Genomic DNA, 20,302 nt, shown 5'->3' with positions numbered 1-20,302 from the left:
ACCTCAATTTATGATAATTTTTAGCCTTGCTCTCACCTTTAATCAAAGGTAGAGAACTTTCGTTTTTCAAGAGAATATACAATGAGTGATGAACAGAAAAGCGTGAATTCGCAAGATAAGAAATCGTTTTTACATTCTATTTTTAGTGGTTTATTTCAATCCGAGCCTAAAAATCGTGAAGATTTAGTCGAAGTTATTCGCGATTCGGTTGAAAATGAATTGATTGATAGCGATACCAAAGAAATGATTGAAGGGGTAATGGAAATCTCCGAACTTCGTGTACGTGATATTATGATTCCTCGCCCACAAATTGTTTATATTAATGCCAGTTTACCGCTCGAAGCCTGCGTGGATTTGATTATTGAATCGGCTCACTCACGTTTTCCCGTAATACTAGATGATGGAAAAGATACTGTACAAGGTATTTTATTGGCAAAAGATTTGCTGAAATACCTACGGTCTGATTCCGAACCGTTTAATATGCAAGCTATCTTGCGCCCAGCGGTTATTGTGCCGGAAAGTAAGCGCGTTGACCGAATGTTAAAAGAATTCCGTTCGGAACGCTTCCATATGGCAATTGTGGTGGACGAGTTTGGTGCGGTATCCGGATTAGTTACGATTGAAGATATTCTCGAACAAATTGTCGGCGATATTGAAGACGAATTTGATGAAGAGGAAATCGAGCCGATTCGTCAGCTTTCTCGCCATACTTATGCAGTATCAGCACTGACTGATATTGAAAAATTCAACGAAACCTTTGCGACTGAATTTACCGATGAAGAAGTGGATACGGTGGGCGGTTTAGTGATGCAGGCATTTGGACATCTCTCACAGCGAGGCGAACAAATTCAATTAGAAGGTATTGATTTTAAAGTCACTTCTGCCGATAGCCGTCGTCTGATTCAATTACGTGTTACCGTACCGGATGAACAGCTGGAAAAAATGGAACAGCTGGTCACCAACGAAGAATAATAAACAAAGCATAATATATAGGTGAGGTTTTATCCTCACCTTTTGTTTGTATTGTTTCTCTTAAGCATATTTCTTAATTACTTAACTAACTACCTCAAATGAAATTTGTAAAAAATCCATCAATTTTAACCGCTTGTTTGCTTACTGCTGTCCTCGGCGGCATAGGCACACTCGCCTATTCCCCTTTTGATCTTTGGGGACTCATCTACCTTTCCGCTGCCGGCTTAATTTGGGCGGCAACACTTCCGCAGCGAAAAACCGCACTTTGGGCAACTTTTGCTTGGTCACTCGGCTGTTTTTGTGTCGGGGTAAATTGGGTACACGTCAGTATGACTCAATTTGGTGGCGTACCGCTTGTGGTGAGCTATATCGCAGTGTTTTTATTGGCTTGCTATCTTGCCATTTATAATTTGCTGTTCAGCTACATTGCCCAACAATTCCAAATCCGCACCCCTTTTGCACTTGCGGCCATTTTTACCTTTACCGAATATCTGCGTGGCGTAGTCTTTACCGGCTTTCCTTGGCTACAGTTCGGTTATACGCAAATTGACAGCCCGTTTGCCGGCATTGCACCGCTGTTAGGTGTTGAAGGACTCACTTTCTTTGTGATGGTTGTAAGCGGTTGCCTTGTGTTATTAGTAAAAAAATCTGCAAAAACGACCGCTTCTCTTGCCACCTTAGCAGTACTATGCGGATTAGCATTTGCAACTAAATTTATTCCGTTTGTGCAAATTGATAAGCAAAAACAACCACTTAACGTAAGTCTTGTACAAGGTAATATTGAGCAAAAGATGAAATGGGATCCGGCACATTTCGATTATACGTTACAAACCTATCAGCGTTTAATTAGTCCGTTATTAGGTAAGAGTGATGTAATTGTATTACCCGAATCAGCCATTCCGGCGTTAGAAACGCAAATTTATCCGTTACTTAGTCAACTTCAACAAGTTGCTGCAGAAAAAGGCAGTGAAGTAATTATTGGTACACTCTACCAAGACGAAAGCGAGCAATTATTTAATAGCGCGGTGGTGTTAGGTAAGCCATCGCAACCCTATAACTTGCACAATACCATGCGTTATAACAAACACCATTTAGTGCCGTTTGGCGAATATGTACCTTTCGGATCGGTATTGGATTGGATGCGTGATGTGTTTATTCTGCCGATTAATTTATCGCAAGGCGAATTTGTGCAACAGCCGCTTTTCTCTAAAAAGCGTAAATTTAATATGGCGATTTGCTATGAGGTAATTTTCGGTCACCAAATGCAGCAAAACCAACAAGCACAGCAATCGGATTATTTATTAACCATTACCAATGATGCCTGGTTTGGTGCCTCTATCGGCCCTTGGCAGCATTTCCAAATGGCAAGAATGCGCGCGCTCGAGTTAGGCAAGCCGTTACTCCGTGCGGCAAACACTGGGATTACAGCGGTTATCGGCGCTAAAGGCGAGATTATCGAACAAATTCCACAATTTGAAGCGAATGTACTAACCGCACAAATTCAGCCGACCAAAGGCGAAACCCTATTCACTAAAACAGGTAGCTGGCTGATTTATGCACTAAGCTTATTTTGTCTGATCTTGTCTTTTGCAAAATTTAGAAAGAAATAGACCGCTTGTTTGTTGAAGAAAGCACCAAAAACCAGTCATTTTTGGTGCTTTTGTTTTTTTCGAAATCGAAAATTGAGATCTATTTCACAGTATTTTTTTGAGCAAATCCGTACAATATAGCCTAAATCTCCTGATTCACTTGAGACTATAATATGCAATCTTCATTATAAGATATTTTAGATACGGTTAAATCAAATTCGCTCACCTATCATCAAAAATTAATGATCTTCGGAAACATTGCCGAGCGCCTATTTAATCCTACCGAATTATTGGGTCACACCGAAGAAGAATGGCAATATATCGAAAACCAAATGATCTGCGATCTTAATGAAGGCTATGCCATTTATCGTCCTCGTTACATTTTGCTGGATTATAATGTTTATATCCAAAAAGGCTGTAAATTTTTAGATTTACCGCCGCCAGCCACCCTTGATGAAGCATTAGACGGTTTACTCATTATCTATTCTCACGTGCCGTCTATTACCACCTACCCGGTTTATATCGGTCGCTTAGACGTATTACTCGATCCGTTCATTACCGATGAAGAACAAGACTATATCAAAATCAAACGTTTCTTAAATCATATTGATAAAACCGTACCTGATTCTTTCTGTCATGCGAATGTTGGTCCTTATGACACCAAAGCCGGTCGTTTGATCCTTAAAGCGGTGATTGAGCTGGAGAATCCGACCCCAAATATGAGTATTCGTTACGACAAAACCAAAACCTTTCGTGAATTTACCGAGCTTGCGGCAAAAGCTTGCTTACTGGTTTCTAAACCGTCTTTCGCTAACGATGCTTATTATATTTCCGACTTAGGCGAGGATTACGGTATCGCAAGCTGTTACAACGCCTTACCAGAGTGCGGCGGTGCTTATCCCCTAACCCGCTTACGTTTAGGGACTATCGGCCGTGCCTGTAACAGTGTAGATGAAATGGTTAATGAGTTATTACCGAAAGTAGCCAAACTCGCTCTTTCAACGATGGATAAACGTCATAAGTTCCTTGTAGAAGAAAGTAATTTCTTTGAAACTGATTTCCTTGTGAAAGAAGGCTTTATTAAACGCACGAATTTCACCAGTATGATTGCGATTGTCGGCTTAGCCGATGCGACAAATCACCTCTTACAAAAAGAAGGCTTAAACGAAACCTTCGGCCAAAGTAAACGAGGCGATGAAATTGCGACCTTAATTATGGATAAGTTGAAAGAAATCAACGATGCACATCAAGGCTTATATGTAGAACGCACCAATAACCAATACTTATTACACGCACAAGTTGGGGCAAGTAATCACGCCGAAGATAAAATGAATACACCGGCACACCGTATTCGTGTCGGTGAAGAGCCAACCTTATTGGCGCATTTAAAACAATCGGCGCCATTCCACAAATATTTCCCGTCCGGAACAGGTGACTTATTTGCGTTCGACTAGACTTATACCGACCATTTGGATGCGGTAGTCGATATTATTGACGGTTCGTTTGCCAACGGTTATCACTATATCACGACTTATCTCAAAAATACTGATTTAATTCGTGTTACCGGTTACTTAGTTAAGAAAAGTGAAGTAGAACGTTATCGCAAAGGTGAAACGGTTCTACGTGATACCACTTGGTACGGCGTAGGCACGGATGATTGTGCCAAAGTCTTTGACCGCCAATTACGAGATAAAGAAAACGTTAGCGCAAATGAATAAGATGCCGGCGTTATCCGATATTCTGGTGCCGTTACACCGCATTATTCCGTTCTCGAATGTAGAAGGGCAGGGTAATCGCACCAGTATTTTCCTACAAGGTTGCAAACTAAATTGCCTGTATTGCCATAATCCGGAAACTATTCCCCGTCATACGCCGGAAGCAAAACAAGTCAGTTTGCAATACTTGTACGAGCAAGTGATGGATGCTGTGCTGTTTATTTGAGGCGTAACGGTTTCCGGCGGCGAGCCAACCATCCATCACAAAAAGTTAGTACTGTTATTCGAAACGCTTAAACAGCAAGGGCTGACTTGTTATTTAGATAGTAGCGGCTTTTTTGATTATGAAACAATTGAGCCGTTAATTCAGGTTACCGATAAATTTTTATTTGATCTAAAAGGTGATGGCGAAGGCTTACAGACACTCAGCTTTGATCGCAAAAATCAGCAAGGAAAAGTGCTGGAACAAATCATTCCAACGATTAATCATATCAAACCGGAAAACCTACAACGTAATTTGCAAAATTTAGCCAAATTATTACCGCTTGGTAAAGTGGAAGAAATCAGATTGGTTTATGTAAATGACTTTTTTGATGCTAAAGCATTAATTAAAAAAGTTGCTGTACTGCTCGCTGATTATCCTGATGTGCTGCTAAAAATTATTCGAGTACATACCAAAGGCGTACGGGATGAAGAAGGGCTTAAACCGTTTGTTCCTACAATTGAACAAACAGATGAATTAGCTGCATTTGCTAAATCATGCGGCATTACAAAAATTGTCACGATTTATTAATTTAACTTTTTATTTTTTTATGAGGTGCTTAGTATGAGTACATTAATGAGTGTTATCGGTATCTTCGTGTTACTGGCAATAGGCTTACTCTTTTCCAATAACCGGCGAGCCATCAACTTCCGTACCGTATTTGAGGCGTTAGCTATTCAAATCTGTTTTGCTGCGCTTATTCTATACGTGCCAGCAGGTCGCAATGCATTATTAGCTGCGGTAAACTGTATCAGTAACGTTATCAATTACGGTAATGACGGTATTGCTTTCGTTTTTGGTAACTTAGCCGATCCGAGTAATTTAGGCTTTATTTTTGCAGTAAAAGTATTACCGGTAATCATTTCCTTCTCTGCATTAATTTCTGTGTTGTATTACATCGGTGTAATGCAATGGGTGATCAAAATTTTAGGTGGAGGCTTACAAAAAGCGCTTGGCACATCTAAAGCGGAATCCATGTCTACAGCGGCAAATATCTTTGTTGGTCAAACAGAAGCACCGTTAGTGGTTAAACCGTTTATCAACAAAATGACCGATTCGGAATTATTCGCGATTATATGTGGTGGTACAGCGTCAATCGCAGGTTCTGTAATGGCGGGTTATGCAGGTATGGGCGTGCCACTTACTTACCTCATCGCTGCGTCATTTATGGCGGCTCCAGCAGGTTTATTATTTGCGAAATTAATGTATCCGCAAACCGAGCAATTTAAAGATACGATTGATGAAGGTGTTGACCTTGAACAACCGCACAATGTGGTGGAAGCACTCGCAAACGGTGCAAGTTCAGGTATGATGTTAGCACTTAACGTTGGTGCAATGTTAATTGCCTTTATTGCGGTGATTGCATTGTTAAACGGCTTAATTGGCGGTTTAGGTAATACATTCGGTATTGAATGTTTAACCTTACAAGTCTTACTTGGTTACTTATTTAAACCGGTTGCTTACTTAATCGGTGTACCATGGGAAGAAGCAGGTATTGCAGGTCAAATGATCGGTATGAAATTAGCAGTGAACGAATTTGTCGGCTATTTAGAATTTGCCAAATACCTACAACCGGATGCGGCGGTGGTGTTAACTGACAAAACCAAAGCGATTATTACCTTTGCCTTATGTGGTTTCTCAAACTTCAGTGCAATCGCCATTCTTATCGGTGGTATCGGTAGTATGGCGCCAAACCGCCGCTCAGACATCGCTCGCCTTGGCTTAAAATCAGTGATTGCCGGTACATTAGCAAACTTAATGAGCGCAACCATCACTGGCTTCTTTATTTAATTAAGCGGTGTAGCGTTAAGCTAAACAAGCGGTCGAATTTCTTTTCTTTTTTACAAAAATAAGGGCTACCAACCGGTAGCCCTTTTCTCTGTGTCATTAACCAAATATTTCATCCATACCTTCGATTAACTGCTTGCAAGGCTTTTCGAAAAATACACCGCTATTCGGTGTGCCGTTCATTCCTCGTAAGAATAAATATGCCACGCCGCCAAAATCACGCTCATACTCATACTGATCACCCAAACGTACTCGTAAATAGCGATGTAGCGCCAGTGTATAAAGCAGATATTGCAGATCATAGCGATATTGCCCGATCGTTTTTTCCAAATTTTGTCGGCTATAGTCTTGTGCTAAATAACCTAAGAAATTGGACTTATAATCGATCAGATAAAATTTACCATGCATTTGTACGATACAATCAACAAAACCACGGATATAGCCTTCCAGCTGAGGTAAATTCAATTCAGGTAATTTTGCCGAAACCGCACTATATTGCTTTAACAATTGATTTAGCTTGCGTAATCCGTCCGAATTTTTTAAACGTAAATAAAACTGCCATTCGTTCAAACGTTTTGTCATCGGAACATCTTTTAGCGCAAATTCCGCCTCACTAAACGGCGTTGTAAGCACCTTTTCGAACCATTTTTGTAATGGTTCATGCCAGTTTTCATCTAAACCTAACTGCTCGCAAATGGTAAGAATTTGCTCAAAATCGACCGCTTGTTGGAAATCATTGTATTCAAAGAAACTATGTAAAATATTGCCAACCTTTGTGCTGTGAGGAAATTGATAAGACGAATAGGCATTTGTTTCTTCATTATCCAAAGCAAAAAGATTATCAGTTTCGGGCGCGAGCACTTGTTGCTGGTCATAATCTTGTCCGGCATTCTCAAATGCTTTCAGCATACTATATTCCGTGTGATGTTGCATCGCCCATTCATGTTGTTGATGCAATGCACTGAAACTGGTCACTAACCCCGTCTGCTGAATCTGCCCGGAAAAATGACAAGCGGATAAAGCCTCTGACACAAACGGAGCCGGTCGCCATTCATCATTTACAATTTTTTCGTCTAATTCGACCGCTTGGCAACCAATCCCTTTTCGTTGCAAATAATCCGGCGTGCTGGTTTCGGCTTTGTAGCTTTTATCTAAACCGATTTCACCATTGCTCAGCAAATAATGCACTGCATTCCAACCGTCTTCAAATCGTTGCGGCAAAATCAAGTTAAGCTGTGATTCTGCTCGCGTAACCGCTACATAAAGCAAACGCAGATCTTCAGCTAATTCTTCCCGATCCATCAATACTTGAATTTCTTCTGACGGTTTACCGAAATACCAATGTGCTTGCCCTTGTTCATCACGGTAAATAGCCAAATTGCTTGCTTTATAACCCTGATTTTTTTTACCGATAAACGGCAACCAAACGATCGGATATTGCAAACCTTTTGAACCATGAATGGTCACGATTTTAATCAATTCTTCTTCACTTTCTAAGCGTAAAATATGCTCTTCCGTGCTATCTATTTTTGCCAATTGACGTTCATACCAACGCACTAACGCCGATTCATTTTCTAAGCTCGGCATAGCATTTTGTAGTAATTCCGTTAAATGCAATAAATCCGTTAGGCGGCGATCACTGTCGTGCGGGTTAGCTCGTAAGCGCTCAATAATTCCCTCTTGCATAAATAACTTATGCAACATCGGTAAAATACCTTGTTGTTGCCAAATTTGCTGATATGCAATAAAGCGCTCTACCTGTTGATCCCACTGTAATTCGCTATTTTTGAGCTGATGAATCTCCGTTGCTGACAGCCCCCAAAGGGTTGTGCCTAACGCACTGAGTAAATGGCGTTGATGATACGGATTTAAACAGGCATACAACACCCACAATAATTCTTTACCGGTTTCCGATTGATAGACGCTTTCTTTTTCCGACAAAAATACCGAACGAATGCCCAGTTCGGCTAATGCACTTTTTATCAATGTAGCTTGCGAGTGGCTACGCACCAAAATTGCAATATCTTTTGCCTGAAACGCATTAATCTCTTCCGTAGTATTGGCAAATTTTAAGCCAAATTCACCCGCTTCCATTTGCTTAAGCTGCTGCTGAATTTGGTAAGCACATTGCTTTGCCGCTAATTTTTCATCAAATTTTGCTTGTAGATAACAATTTACATAGTCGGAGCCGATTAATTCAGCTTCGCTCGCTTTCGCTTCCACCGAGTGAAACTGAATACTTTGATACAAGAAAGGACTGTTTTCAGCAGCTTCCGGAAATTCAAATAAGCGATTAGTTGCGCTCACAATTGGTGGCAACGAGCGCCAGTTTTTAGCTAACGTGCGTTTTTGTTGCGCCTGTTGAGAAGCGGTCAAATAAGTGAAAATATCCGCACCTCGGAATTTATAGATCGATTGTTTTGGGTCACCGATCATAATAAATCCGTGATTCGTATGCGCTTCTTGCATAAAAATCTTGTGGAAGATTTCATATTGCTCTTTATCGGTATCTTGAAACTCATCGATCATTGCAAACGGGAATTGCGCGCGAATTTGAGCAGCTAACGCTGCCCCCCTTTCACCTTTTAAAGCCTGATTGAGTAAAGTGAGCATATCGTTAAAACTTTTCTCACTATGCGTCGCTTTATAATCTGCGAGCTTTGTTCTCACTGCGAGTAAGAATTGATAGAGCAATAACGGCTTCTGTTTATTCGCAAATTGCTGTTGATAAGCGGTCAAAATTTGCTGATTTTTTGCAAAATGCGGATGAACTAACGGTTCTACGCCCTCTTCCGCTTTTTCGTTTAGAAAATCCTGACAGAAGCGTTCAAACTGTTCTTCCGGCAAATAGGAAAGCGAGCTTGCCGCCCATTCATCTACAAAAGCACGCCATTTTTCTAAGTAACGAGTTTGGTAAGAACGGCGATTAAGTGCTTTTTTCTCACCGGTTTTATATTTTTTCGCTAATTCGCTTTCAATTAAGCGACTGATTTCTTCTCCGTGCGCTAACCAATGTTGTTTAGCATCCGCTAAAAAATGCTGTAAGGCAGCCAAATGAGCAGCGAGATCGCCATTCAACCAATGTTGTTCATCCGACAATGACGGTAATTCGGCAGACACAAAGGCACGAATTGCCACAAAAGCATTGTCCGGCGTGCAGAGATATTCCGCCACCGCTGCCGTTTCGGTCAGCGTCATCGGATAGAACATTTCACGCCACACTTCTTCACTTAAACGGAGTAATAAATCGCTTTCATCCGGCTGCAAATCGCTGTCAAAACGCATCCCCGAATCAAACGCAAATTGAAACAGCATCTTTTGACAAAAACTGTGAATGGTAAAAATGCTGGCTAAATCGATCTCGCGTTCGGCAATACGTAAACGTAGAATCGCCTCTTCCACACTTTCAATCTGCTGACCTAATTGGAAGAAGAAATCATTGGCATCATAGGATTTTTCCGCATCGTACTCTTGTAAAAAAGTACAACAAGCTTTGATGTTTTTACGAATACGATCACGTAATTCTTCGGTTGCCGCTTTAGTAAAAGTTACCACCAAGATTTGTTCAACCGTTAAAGGTGCACAACCAATTCCTAGTAGCAAACGCAAATATAAATTCGCCATGGTAAATGTTTTGCCGGTACCGGCGGACGCTTCAATTAATGCGGTACAATTTAGCGGCAGTTCAATCGGAGAAAGGGGTTTCATTATTTCACTCAATATTCAATCATTATTTAATGCGTTCTAATTTTGCTAACAGTTGATCCGCTGGAACCTGTTGAATTTTGTGCATTTGGTAAATTAACAAACCGGCAGCGATACTTAAACTGACACAGAAAATAAACCAAAATCCTGCCGCCGCCATCGGTTCAACAATCCAATCCGTTCTCGCTAAAATATAGCCGAACGGCATACCAATCACCCAATAACAGAACATCGTGACATATAAAATCGGTTTGGTATGTTTATAGCCACGCAGAATACCGTTTGCCACCGCTTGTAACGAATCCGGAATTTGATATACCGCTGCAAACAACAATAAATGCGCCGCAATTGCAATCGAAACCGGATCACTGGTAAATGCCAGTGGAATAACTTCATCTAAAATAACAATCACGACCGCTGCCGCTAACGCAAATAGCGCTCCGGTAATCAGCGCGTGATAGCTAATAATTTTTGCCTCTTCAACTTGTTTCTGCCCTAAGGTTTTTCCTACCACAATCGTGGTCGCAATGCTGAAAGACATCGGGATCATAAATAATAAAGAACTGGTTTGCAATGCCGCCTGATGGCTTGCCACCACTTGTGAACCGAGCGGCGAAAGCAGTAAAGCGGACGCTGAAAACAACATCACTTCAGTAAAAGTCGCAAAGCCGATCGGCAAACCCAACTTGCAAATTTTTAACAAAGTTTGACCGCTTGGCATTTCAAACCAACGGTTAAATAAGCCGATATCTTTCTGAGGTTTATTAGTGTAGCTGTAATGGAATAACAACAAGAACATGACCCAGTTCACGATCGCTGTCGCTACGCCACAACCGACTGCCCCCATTTCCGGCAATCCAAACTTACCAAAAATAAAAATATAATTAAGCGGAATATTCAGCAATAATCCTAAGAAAGTGATACGCATTGCAGGCTTCGGATTCGATAAACCCTCATTCATACAACGCAAATTGACCGCCAATAGCGCCGGAACCACACCGATTGCCATAATCGCTAAATATTGTTGCGATTTAATCGAAAAAGCTTGCGGTGTATTCATATAGTCTAAAATCCAATGACTGTTTAGGAACACGAAAATCAAAGGAGTTGCACACGCCCAAACCAACCAAAAACCTTGACGAATTTGGTGGGCAATCAAATGACGCTGATTCGAACCGTTTAAATAAGAAACGGTTGGTGTGATTGCATTAAGCAAACTTAATACAAATAAAAAGAGAGGGAAATAGATGGAATTACTCACCGCAATCGCCGACACATCATCATCACTCACCAGCCCCGCCATCACAATATCAGCCAGTCCCATGCCCGCAACAGAAAGTTGAGAAATAAAAATTGGCAGCGTGAGTTTAAATAGTTTACGTGTGTTTTCCGGATATTTTTGCCATTGCAGATTCATAATTACCTCTTTCAAAATACGGAGGCTATTATACGGCAACAAGCGGTCGTTTTTCGCAAAAATTTTGTAAAATAAGACCGCTTGTAAAAATGAAAAAGCCCTCGAAAATCACTTCTCGAGGGACTTATCTATTCAGCTAACGAATTATTTCGCCGCTTTTAACTCTTGGTAATATTTTTCGTAAAGTTCGATTGCATCACCTACATCGTCTTGCCATTGTGCAGCTTTTAACACTTCAGCTGTCGGATAGATTGCCGGATCTTCGGTAATCTCCTTCGGTAATGTTTTTAACGCTTCTACGTTTGAAGTCGGGTAACCGATTTCTAAGGTTAATTTTTCCGCAACCGGTGCGCTTAATAAGTAGTTGATTAACTTATGCGCATTTTCTTTGTTTTTCGCATTCGCTGGAATTGCTAACGTATCAACCCAAAGCACAGGACCTTCTTTCGGGAATACCATATTTACCGGTGCTTGTTCTTTTTTCGCAATACGTACAGAACCGTTCCATAATTGACCTACAGATACTTCACCTGCAATAAATGAGTTCGCTGGGTTATCAGAAGTGAAAGAGAGTACGTTCGAACGTAATTTTTTCAATTCTTCGTAAGCCGCTTTGATCTCTTCCGGATTGGTTGTATTAGGGTTTTTACCTAATTTTAATAACGCAATGTTAAATACTTCACGTGCGTCATCTAATAATTGTACTTTATTGGCAAACTCAGGTTTCCATAGGTCACCCCAAGACGTGAACACATCACCTTGGTAATCAGCCGTGTTAAATGCGATACCCGGCGCACCTAATAATTGTGGTAAAGAGTATTTGTTACCTTGATCATAAGGTTTGTTTAACCAATCTTGGTTTAACTCTTTGATTACCGGAAGTTGTGCGTGATCTAATTCCGCTAACATACCTTCTTTCGCCATTTTTGAAACGAAGTAGTTAGAAGGTGCGATAACATCGTAACCGCCGTCTTTACCTTGTAATTTTAATTTCGCATACATGGTCTCGTTAGATTCAAGGCTTGAAACCTCTACTTTGATACCAGTTTGCTTTGTGAATTCATCTAACAAGCCTTCAGGCACATATTCAGTCCAAGTATAAAGGTGAACTGTTCCCGCTGCTGCCGGTTGAGCCGCTGTTTCAGCTGCTTTTGGCTTTTCTTCATTACACGCTGTTAATGCAACTGTTGCTAAACCTGCTGCAAATAAACCCGCTAATTTTTTCATTTAATTTTCTCCGTTAGATGAGTAAAAATATTACTAGCCTCAAGAATTGAAAGGCAGTAATAATTCTAAGTATCTCACTAGATTTTGCAAGGATTTTCTAATCAAAATGATAATTTTTTGCAAATTATCTTTAATAATAATTAATCCACATTGTCGCTTTTACCTTGAAATCAGCAAATTTAGCGTTATATTAGTAACGTTTTTTTCATTGATATATTTGAAACAAAGAGGATTTAAAATGACAACTCAAAACGAAAATGCACAAGCTCAAACAGAAGAAGTTGAAGTTGCAAACGAAGCGCAGTTAGAGCAAGCAACCGAAGAACAACAAGAACAACCTATCGAAGCTGAATTAGCAGCGGCTTATACACGTATTAATGAGTTAGAAACTTATATTGCGGAAGCGGACAACCGTGAAAAAGATATTCAATTACGTGCGCAAGCGGAAATCCAAAATGTCCGCCGCCGTGCCGAACAAGATATGGAAAAAGCACATAAATTCGCACTCGAAAAATTCTCAAAAGAATTATTAACCGTAGTAGATAACCTTGAGCGTGGCTTAAATGCACTTGATACGGCTGTCACCGATGAAAAAACACAAGCATTGGTTGACGGTGTGGAAATGACTCATAAAGAATTTATCTCGACTCTGGCTAAATTTGGTGTAGAAGCGGTTGGTGTTGTTGGAGAAGTTTTCAATCCGGAACTTCACCAAGCGATTTCAATGCAACCGGCGGAAGGTATCGAAGCAAATCATATCAGCGTGGTTTTACAAAAAGGTTATACCCTACAAGGTCGCGTACTTCGCCCTGCAATGGTAATGGTTGCCGGCTAAATTTTACTCTCTCTCGCTTGTGGGAGAGAGACCGCCGGTGAAGCGTTCAGCGAACCGGCAGAGAGAGGGATAGCGGTCTAAATTGCATAAAAATCAGCAAATCCCTCTCTATCTGAAAATCACTGATTTTCGGCTCCTTCATTTACTCATTTTTGAGAGAAATAAGGATAATATTTTAATCTCATTCATATCAAGCTATGTCCCTACAATTCAACCCTATCTCACTTTTCCTAGTCGCACTGATTTTTCTTGGTGTGGTCGGAAACAACAATTCAATTACCATTGCTGCAGCAGTGTTATTACTGGTGCAACAAACTTTCCTCAGCAAATATCTGCCCTTTTTAGATAAGCACGGTTTAAACATTGGGATTATCATTCTGACTATCGGTGTATTAAGCCCGATTGTGTCCGGCAAAATTTCCCTCCCCTCCTTCTCTGAATTTTTAAATTGGAAGATGTTGCTTGCCGTGGTTGCAGGAATTACGGTGGCTTGGTTAGGTGGCAGAGGGGTAAGTTTAATGGGAAATCAACCGTTGTTAGTCACAGGATTACTGGTCGGTACCATTATCGGCGTGGCATTACTTGGCGGCGTGCCGGTTGGTCCACTAATCGCTGCCGGTATCCTTTCGTTACTGATCGGCAAAGGTTAATTAGTAAAATTTATTCAAAATTAGACCGCTTGTTCCCCTCCCCGATTAAGTGAGCGCTGCAAGCGGTTTCTTCTACCTACTGTTTCCCCTCAATTTAGGCTATAATTTGTCTTAAAATATCTCGCATAATGCCAAATATCGTTAAGGCAATACATAGTTAAGACAAGACATAGTTAAGACAAGACAATGAAACCTTCGCAAAAAAATTTCAAAAATAGACCGCTTGATGAGAGCCAAAAAGCATTAATCGCCAACTTAAAAGAACTCACCAATACTGATTACCGCCGTTTACGTTCTCGTATTCACGGCATTTTTGCCATCAAAAAACAAGAAGCCAAAAACAATGTGATTGCGGGAATTGAACGTGAAATTCTCTCGGCACAGGCAACTTTTCAAGCCAGAAAAGCACAACATTCCAGCCTTGCAATCACTTATCCCGATTTACCGGTTTCTGCTCGCCGTGAAGAAATCTTAAAACTAATTGCGGAAAATCAGGTGGTGGTGATTGCCGGTGAAACCGGTTCGGGTAAAACTACTCAGCTCCCGAAAATGTGCTTGGAACTCGGACGTGGCGTAAAAGGCTTGATTGGACATACTCAGCCTCGCCGTTTGGCGGCACGTTCAGTGGCAAACCGTATTGCCGAAGAATTAAAAAGCGAACTGGGCGCAGCTGTTGGTTATAAAGTGCGTTTTAACGATCAAGTGGGCGAAAACACTCTTGTGAAATTAATGACGGACGGTATTTTGCTTGCCGAAATCCAAAACGACCGCTATCTCAATCAATACGATACATTAATTATTGATGAAGCGCACGAACGCTCGCTCAATAACGATTTTATTCTCGGCTATCTGAAACAAATTCTGCATAAACGCCCTGATCTAAGAGTGATCATTACTTCGGCAACCATTGATGTGGAACGTTTTTCTCGCCATTTCAACAATGCACCGATTATTGAAGTTTCAGGACGCACCTTTCCGGTGGAAGTGCGTTATCGTCCAATTGTAGAAGAAAATGATCAAGACCAATTACAAGATATTCTCAATGCTGTTGATGAACTTCAAGCCGAAGGTCGTGGCGATATTTTGATTTTTATGAGCGGTGAACGAGAAATTCGTGATACTGCCGAAGCGCTACAAAAACAAGAGCTAAGATTCACTGAAATTCTACCGCTTTACGCACGCCTCTCGGCAGCCGAACAGCAACGCATTTTCCAGCCAAGCGGTCTAAATCGTGTGATTTTAGCCACCAACGTGGCAGAGACCTCACTCACCATTCCGAATATCAAATATGTGATTGATACCGGTACAGCACGTATTTCTCGCTATAGTTACCGCACTAAAGTACAACGTTTGCCGATTGAGCCGATTTCACAAGCCTCTGCCAACCAGCGGAAAGGCCGCTGTGGACGAACCAGCGAAGGGATTTGTATCCGCCTCTATTCAGAGGAGGATTTTAACGCTCGTCCAGAATTTACCGATCCGGAAATTCTGCGTACGAATCTCGCTTCGGTGATTTTACAAATGACCTCGCTTGGGCTGTCGGATATTGAGGCGTTTCCATTTGTTGATCGTCCAAATACTAGACAGGTGCAGGACGGCGTTCGTTTACTAGAAGAATTAGGGGCGATTAATGGCAATAAATTAACCGCAATCGGTCGTCAACTTGCCCAACTCCCCATCGATCCTCGTTTAGGGCGTATGGTGGTTGCTGCAGCACAAAATGGCGCATTGCATGAAGTGATGATGATTGTTTCCGCACTTTCGATTCAAGATCCGCGTGAGCGCCCGCAAGAACGCCAACAGGCTGCAGATGAAAAACATCGCCGTTTTGCCGATAAAGATTCCGATTTCTTGGCGTTTGTGAATTTGTGGCATTACATTCAAACTCAGCAAAAAGAGCTAACTAAAAACCAGTTCCGCAAGCAATGTCAGAAAGATTTTCTCAACTATTTGCGTGTGCGTGAATGGCAGGATATTTATCATCAACTACGTCTTCCTGTACGAGAAATGGGCTTGCCGATTAATAGCGAAGATGCAAATTATCAACAAATTCATACCGCTTTACTAACCGGTTTGCTATCGCATATCGGGATGAAAGACAGCGAAAAAATGCACTATCTTGGGGCGAGAAATGCGCATTTTTATGTGTTCCCAACTTCGGTGCTTGTCAAAAAGCAACCGAAGTGGCTTGCAGCATCCGAATTGGTGGAAACCACCAAATTGTGGGCAAGAACCGTGGCAAAAATCGAACCGGAATGGATTGAGCCACTCGCCGGACATTTAATAAAACGTAGTTACAGCGAACCACATTGGTCGAAATCCAAAGGCGCAGTGATGGCGTATGAAAAAGTCTCTCTCTACGGTATTCCGGTGGTAGCAAATCGCCTTGTCAATTACGGTTCAATTGATCCGACTGCCAGCCGTGAAATCTTTATTCGCTCGGCAATGGTTGAGGGTGATTGGCACAATAATTACAAATTTTTCAAAGAAAATAACCGCTTGATCAAAGAAGTGGAAGACCTCGAACACAAATCTCGCCGCCGAGATATTTTAGTGGACGAACAAACCCTGTTCGAATTCTACGATCAACGTATCGGTACGGAAGTAGTTTCCAGCCGCCATTTTGATACATGGTGGAAAAAAGCAAGTCAGAAAGATCCTGAATTGCTCAACTTTGAAAAATCATTCTTGATGAATGAAAACGCCAATACGGTCAGCGATTTGGATTTCCCGAATTTCTGGTATCAAGGTCAGCTTAAACTAAAATTGAGTTACCAATTTGAAATCGGTAAAGATCACGACGGCGTAACCGTACATATTCCATTGCCGTTGCTCAACCAAGTGGAACCGGAAGGCTTTGATTGGCAAATTCCGGGGCTTCGCCATGAGCTAGTGGTGGCGTTAATTAAATCATTACCGAAAGCCACTCGCCGTAATTTTGTACCAGCACCGAACTATGCAGATGCGTTCTTAGGCAGAGCCGAGCCGTATCAAAAACCATTGCTAGAAAGTCTGGCTTACCAGCTTCGCCGTATGACCGGTGTAACTATTGATCCGGAGCTGTGGGATCTGTCGCAACTTGCGCCGCATTTGCGTATGACATTCCGTGTTGTGGATGAAAAAGGTAAAAAACTACAAGAAAGCGAAAACTTGGACGAACTAAAATTTGCGCTGAAAGATCAGGTGCAAGAAAGCCTTTCGACAATTGCCGATGACGGTATCGAGCAAAGCGGTGTACATTTGTGGAATTTCGCTAACTTACCGCAATTCTACGAGCAGAAAAAAGCTAATTTCAGCGTAAAAGCTTATCCGGCAATTGTCGATGAGCAAACCGCAGTGGGCGTAAAATTATTCGAAACCGAATTCGAGCAAGCCCGTGCAATGCTAGCCGGTTTACGCCGTTTGCTATTGCTCAACGTGCCTTCGCCAATCAAATACTTACACGAAAAATTGCCGAACAAGGCAAAGCTCGGACTTTACTTTGCCCCGTTCGGTAAAGTGTTGGAATTGATAGATGACTGTATCGCTTGTGCGGTGGATAAATTGGTGGATGAATTCGGCGGCTTTGTTTGGACCGAAGAAAAATTCAATGAATTGCATGAATTTGTACGAGGCAACTTAAACGACACCACCGCAGAAATTGCGCTACAAGTGGAGAAAATCCTCACTCTTGCCTTTGAACTCAACAAACGAATGAAAGGCAAAATGGACTTCACAATGGCTTTTGCCCTGTCGGATATTAAAGCACAATTAAGCGGTTTGGTTTATCCGGATTTTGTGACCAAAACCGGCTACCAACGTCTTGCTGATTTACATCGCTATTTAACTGCTATCGACAAGCGATTAGATAAACTCGGCACGGATACCAACACCGACCGAGCGAAGATGTTACGGGTGGAACAAGTGGAAAATGCTTATAAGCAATTACTCACCAAACTGCCGAAATCTAAAGCAATCCCTGATGAAGTGTTAGAAATTCGTTATATGATTGAAGAGTTACGTGTCAGCCTGTTTGCCCAACAACTCGGCACCAAATACCCGATTTCAGATAAACGTATTTTGAATGCGATTGGGGAGATAAAATAGTGTGTAGGGTGGCTAGTTCTATCCACCGAATCCCCCTCTCCCACAAGGGGCGAGGGTAACAAGCGGTTAAATTTGCAAGATTTTTTACAAATTCAACCGCTTGTAACTTACTAAAACCATATATAACAATGATAAATCCACACAGGAGATTACTCTATGCAAACACTTTTTCCGAAAGGCGAACCTCGTTCCCCTGAATTTTTTACCGGCAGCACCTTTTTAACCGAGGTATTGGATGCGGATCACAATAATGAATTTTCTATCGGTAGCGTAACCTTTGAAAAAGGGGCAAGAACCAATTGGCATACGCACCCGAAAGGGCAAGTATTGATTGTAACGAGTGGTAAAAGCTGGTATCGGCACAAGCGATTCAAACCGGCGATGTGATTAATATCCCTGAGAATATTGAACATTGGTACGGCGCAAGTGCCGACAGTGATTTAGTGTATTTAGCTATCACAAATTATAGAGAGGGGAAAAAAAGTTACTTGGCTATCACCAGTCACTGACAAAGAATACGCACAAGTGCATTCGGCTTGATAAGCCCTTTTTCGTTTTAACGTCATACGCGCCGTATGGCGTTAATTAATCCGAGCCACGCTGTGGCTTTATAGCCCTAACAGGGCTAGGCTTAATCAGCCTTGCACGGCTCGTGCAAGGTAAAATATGACGCTGTATAACTATTATATAATTGCAAAAAAATCCGCAAATTTAACCGCTTGTGATTTGTTATACATTCATCGGTAACTGCCAGTTAATTTCTTGAATGCCTTTTTCTTTTAAGTAAGCATTCGCTTTGGAAAAATGGCGGCAACCTAAAAATCCTCGATGGGCGGATAACGGTGACGGATGCGGTGCAGTCAGTACGCAATGGCGAGAGCGGTCAATAAACTGCCCTTTTTTCTGCGCATGGCTGCCCCATAATAAAAAGACTAAATTTTCACGGTGTTGGTTAAGTTGAGCAATCACTTTATCGGTGAAAATTTCCCAACCGAAATTCGCATGTGAATGCGCTTGCCCTTGACGCACCGTGAGTACGGTGTTTAACAACAACACGCCTTGCTTTGCCCAATCAACCAAATATCCGTGATTTGGAATTTGAAAACCCTCAATATCCTGCGCCAGTTCTTTATACATATTAACTAAAGAAGGTGGCGGCGCGACCGGTGGTTTTACCGAAAATGCTAAACCGTGCGCTTGGTTTGGACCATGGTAAGGATCTTGCCCCAAGATCACCACTTTCACATCTTTAAACTCCGTTAAAGTAAAGGCACTAAATACTTCTTTTTGCGGTGGAAAAACCGTTACACCATCCATTCTTTCTTGATGTACTTGCTGTAAAATTTGTTGAAAATAAGCTTGTTGCTTTTCTTCGCCTAGCGCTTCCGTCCAATTATTCATAGCTTGTCCTGTTAAAAAGTGTTAAACAATTTTAAGTTTTTCTACATTTCAGATTGTTTTTTAGTCAACTGATAATTTTTTGATTACATTTTTCAACTTTTAGTAGAATTCTTCAAAAAAAATGATAAAATTCACCACGTAAACAAAATTTGAATTTATCAAAAAATTTTATAATTATCTAGCCAATACTTAGGAGTATCAAAATGATCAAAGGCGTACAAATTACAGAATCTTCAAACAGCAACTTAGTAAACTCTTTCTGGTTATTAGATGAAGAGAAAAACGAAGCTCGCTGTATCGCTGCAAAAGGTGATGCTTACAAAGAAGACCAAATCGTTGCAATCAGCGAATTAGGTCAAATTTCATACCGTGAAGTACCGGTAAACGTTGCTCCGACAATCAAAGTTGAAGGTGGCCAACACTTAAACGTTAACGTTTTACGCCGTGAAACATTAGAAGATGCGGTTAAAAACCCAGAGAAATATCCACAACTAACTATCCGTGTTTCTGGTTATGCAGTGCGTTTCAACTCATTAACACCAGAACAACAACGTGATGTAATTACTCGTACTTTCACAGAAAGCTTATAATAACAGTTTTACTACCAATTTTCTTAAAAAAAGCACCTTTGATCTGACCCCAAAAAGTTAGACTG

12 protein-coding genes and 2 pseudogenes are annotated in these 20,302 nt (G+C 41.3%); 10 read left to right on the top strand and 4 right to left on the bottom strand.

Features of this window, described 5'->3' with window-relative positions:
* Positions 1-81: 81 nt before the first annotated feature.
* The 5 genes and pseudogenes from corC (at position 82) to HMPREF0027_RS04775 (ending at position 6,329) form a co-directional block, all read left to right on the top strand.
* The gene (gene corC / locus HMPREF0027_RS04795; protein WP_005622676.1) at positions 82-972 is read left to right on the top strand and encodes a CNNM family magnesium/cobalt transport protein CorC; all 891 of its coding nucleotides are present in this window, start codon (positions 82-84) and stop codon (positions 970-972) included.
* Between the two features lie 98 nt (positions 973-1,070).
* Positions 1,071-2,582: an apolipoprotein N-acyltransferase gene (gene lnt / locus HMPREF0027_RS04790; protein ID WP_005622675.1), complete on the top strand. Its 1,512-nt coding sequence runs from the start codon at positions 1,071-1,073 to the stop codon at positions 2,580-2,582.
* A 173-nt stretch (positions 2,583-2,755) separates the two neighbouring features.
* Positions 2,756-4,279: pseudogene (locus HMPREF0027_RS04785) on the top strand (YjjI family glycine radical enzyme).
* A 1-nt stretch (position 4,280) separates the two neighbouring features.
* Positions 4,281-5,069, top strand: a pseudogene (locus tag HMPREF0027_RS04780) (radical SAM protein).
* A gap of 33 nt (positions 5,070-5,102) precedes the next feature.
* Positions 5,103-6,329, top strand: coding sequence for a NupC/NupG family nucleoside CNT transporter (locus tag HMPREF0027_RS04775; RefSeq protein ID WP_005622670.1), 1,227 nt, complete (start codon positions 5,103-5,105; stop codon positions 6,327-6,329).
* 96 nt (positions 6,330-6,425) lie between these two features.
* Here the strand turns inward: HMPREF0027_RS04775 and recB are convergent, their stop codons facing one another.
* From recB to HMPREF0027_RS04760, 3 genes are all read right to left on the bottom strand, one after another.
* Entirely contained in the window at positions 6,426-10,034 is a 3,609-nt protein-coding gene (gene recB, locus HMPREF0027_RS04770) for an exodeoxyribonuclease V subunit beta (protein ID WP_005622669.1), read from the bottom strand.
* Positions 10,035-10,056: 22 nt separating this feature from the next.
* A complete protein-coding gene (locus tag HMPREF0027_RS04765) occupies positions 10,057-11,448 on the bottom strand; it encodes an MATE family efflux transporter (protein WP_005622668.1) in 1,392 nt (463 codons plus the stop codon).
* A gap of 144 nt (positions 11,449-11,592) precedes the next feature.
* The gene (locus HMPREF0027_RS04760; RefSeq protein ID WP_005622667.1) at positions 11,593-12,675 is read right to left on the bottom strand and encodes an extracellular solute-binding protein; all 1,083 of its coding nucleotides are present in this window, start codon (positions 12,673-12,675) and stop codon (positions 11,593-11,595) included.
* Between the two features lie 238 nt (positions 12,676-12,913).
* On the opposite strand from HMPREF0027_RS04760, the gene grpE reads away from it, so the two are divergent.
* The 4 genes from grpE (at position 12,914) to HMPREF0027_RS12220 (ending at position 18,633) form a co-directional block, all read left to right on the top strand.
* The gene (gene grpE / locus HMPREF0027_RS04755; protein WP_005622666.1) at positions 12,914-13,510 is read left to right on the top strand and encodes a nucleotide exchange factor GrpE; all 597 of its coding nucleotides are present in this window, start codon (positions 12,914-12,916) and stop codon (positions 13,508-13,510) included.
* A 197-nt stretch (positions 13,511-13,707) separates the two neighbouring features.
* Entirely contained in the window at positions 13,708-14,160 is a 453-nt protein-coding gene (locus tag HMPREF0027_RS04750) for a DUF441 domain-containing protein (RefSeq protein WP_005622665.1), read from the top strand.
* A 186-nt stretch (positions 14,161-14,346) separates the two neighbouring features.
* A complete protein-coding gene (gene hrpA, locus HMPREF0027_RS04745) occupies positions 14,347-18,246 on the top strand; it encodes an ATP-dependent RNA helicase HrpA (protein WP_005622664.1) in 3,900 nt (1,299 codons plus the stop codon).
* Positions 18,247-18,402: 156 nt separating this feature from the next.
* Positions 18,403-18,633 (top strand): cupin domain-containing protein, encoded by a 231-nt coding sequence (locus HMPREF0027_RS12220; RefSeq protein WP_005622663.1) that lies wholly within the window; start codon positions 18,403-18,405, stop codon positions 18,631-18,633.
* 342 nt (positions 18,634-18,975) lie between these two features.
* On the opposite strand, the gene ung is transcribed toward HMPREF0027_RS12220, so the two are convergent.
* Positions 18,976-19,647, bottom strand: coding sequence for a uracil-DNA glycosylase (gene ung / locus HMPREF0027_RS04735; RefSeq protein ID WP_005622662.1), 672 nt, complete (start codon positions 19,645-19,647; stop codon positions 18,976-18,978).
* Between the two features lie 203 nt (positions 19,648-19,850).
* Between ung and grcA the strand changes: the two genes are divergently transcribed.
* A complete protein-coding gene (grcA, locus tag HMPREF0027_RS04730; protein WP_005622661.1) occupies positions 19,851-20,237 on the top strand; it encodes an autonomous glycyl radical cofactor GrcA in 387 nt (128 codons plus the stop codon).
* Positions 20,238-20,302: the final 65 nt, after the last annotated feature.

This window comes from Actinobacillus ureae ATCC 25976, from assembly GCF_000188255.1.
GTDB classification, from domain to species: domain Bacteria; phylum Pseudomonadota; class Gammaproteobacteria; order Enterobacterales; family Pasteurellaceae; genus Actinobacillus; species Actinobacillus ureae.
Note: the sequence above shows the minus strand (reverse complement) of the source record. Positions and strands in the feature narration are given on the sequence as shown.

Coding starts and splice junctions, on each gene's coding strand:
- HMPREF0027_RS12220 (WP_005622663.1), top strand. CDS start 18,403: ATGCAAACACTTTTTCCGAAAGGCGAACCTCGTTCCCCTGAATTTTTT.
- ung (WP_005622662.1), bottom strand. CDS start 19,647: ATGAATAATTGGACGGAAGCGCTAGGCGAAGAAAAGCAACAAGCTTAT.
- grcA (WP_005622661.1), top strand. CDS start 19,851: ATGATCAAAGGCGTACAAATTACAGAATCTTCAAACAGCAACTTAGTA.
- corC (WP_005622676.1), top strand. CDS start 82: ATGAGTGATGAACAGAAAAGCGTGAATTCGCAAGATAAGAAATCGTTT.
- HMPREF0027_RS04750 (WP_005622665.1), top strand. CDS start 13,708: ATGTCCCTACAATTCAACCCTATCTCACTTTTCCTAGTCGCACTGATT.
- HMPREF0027_RS04775 (WP_005622670.1), top strand. CDS start 5,103: ATGAGTACATTAATGAGTGTTATCGGTATCTTCGTGTTACTGGCAATA.
- HMPREF0027_RS04765 (WP_005622668.1), bottom strand. CDS start 11,448: ATGAATCTGCAATGGCAAAAATATCCGGAAAACACACGTAAACTATTT.
- grpE (WP_005622666.1), top strand. CDS start 12,914: ATGACAACTCAAAACGAAAATGCACAAGCTCAAACAGAAGAAGTTGAA.
- hrpA (WP_005622664.1), top strand. CDS start 14,347: ATGAAACCTTCGCAAAAAAATTTCAAAAATAGACCGCTTGATGAGAGC.
- recB (WP_005622669.1), bottom strand. CDS start 10,034: ATGAAACCCCTTTCTCCGATTGAACTGCCGCTAAATTGTACCGCATTA.
- HMPREF0027_RS04760 (WP_005622667.1), bottom strand. CDS start 12,675: ATGAAAAAATTAGCGGGTTTATTTGCAGCAGGTTTAGCAACAGTTGCA.
- lnt (WP_005622675.1), top strand. CDS start 1,071: ATGAAATTTGTAAAAAATCCATCAATTTTAACCGCTTGTTTGCTTACT.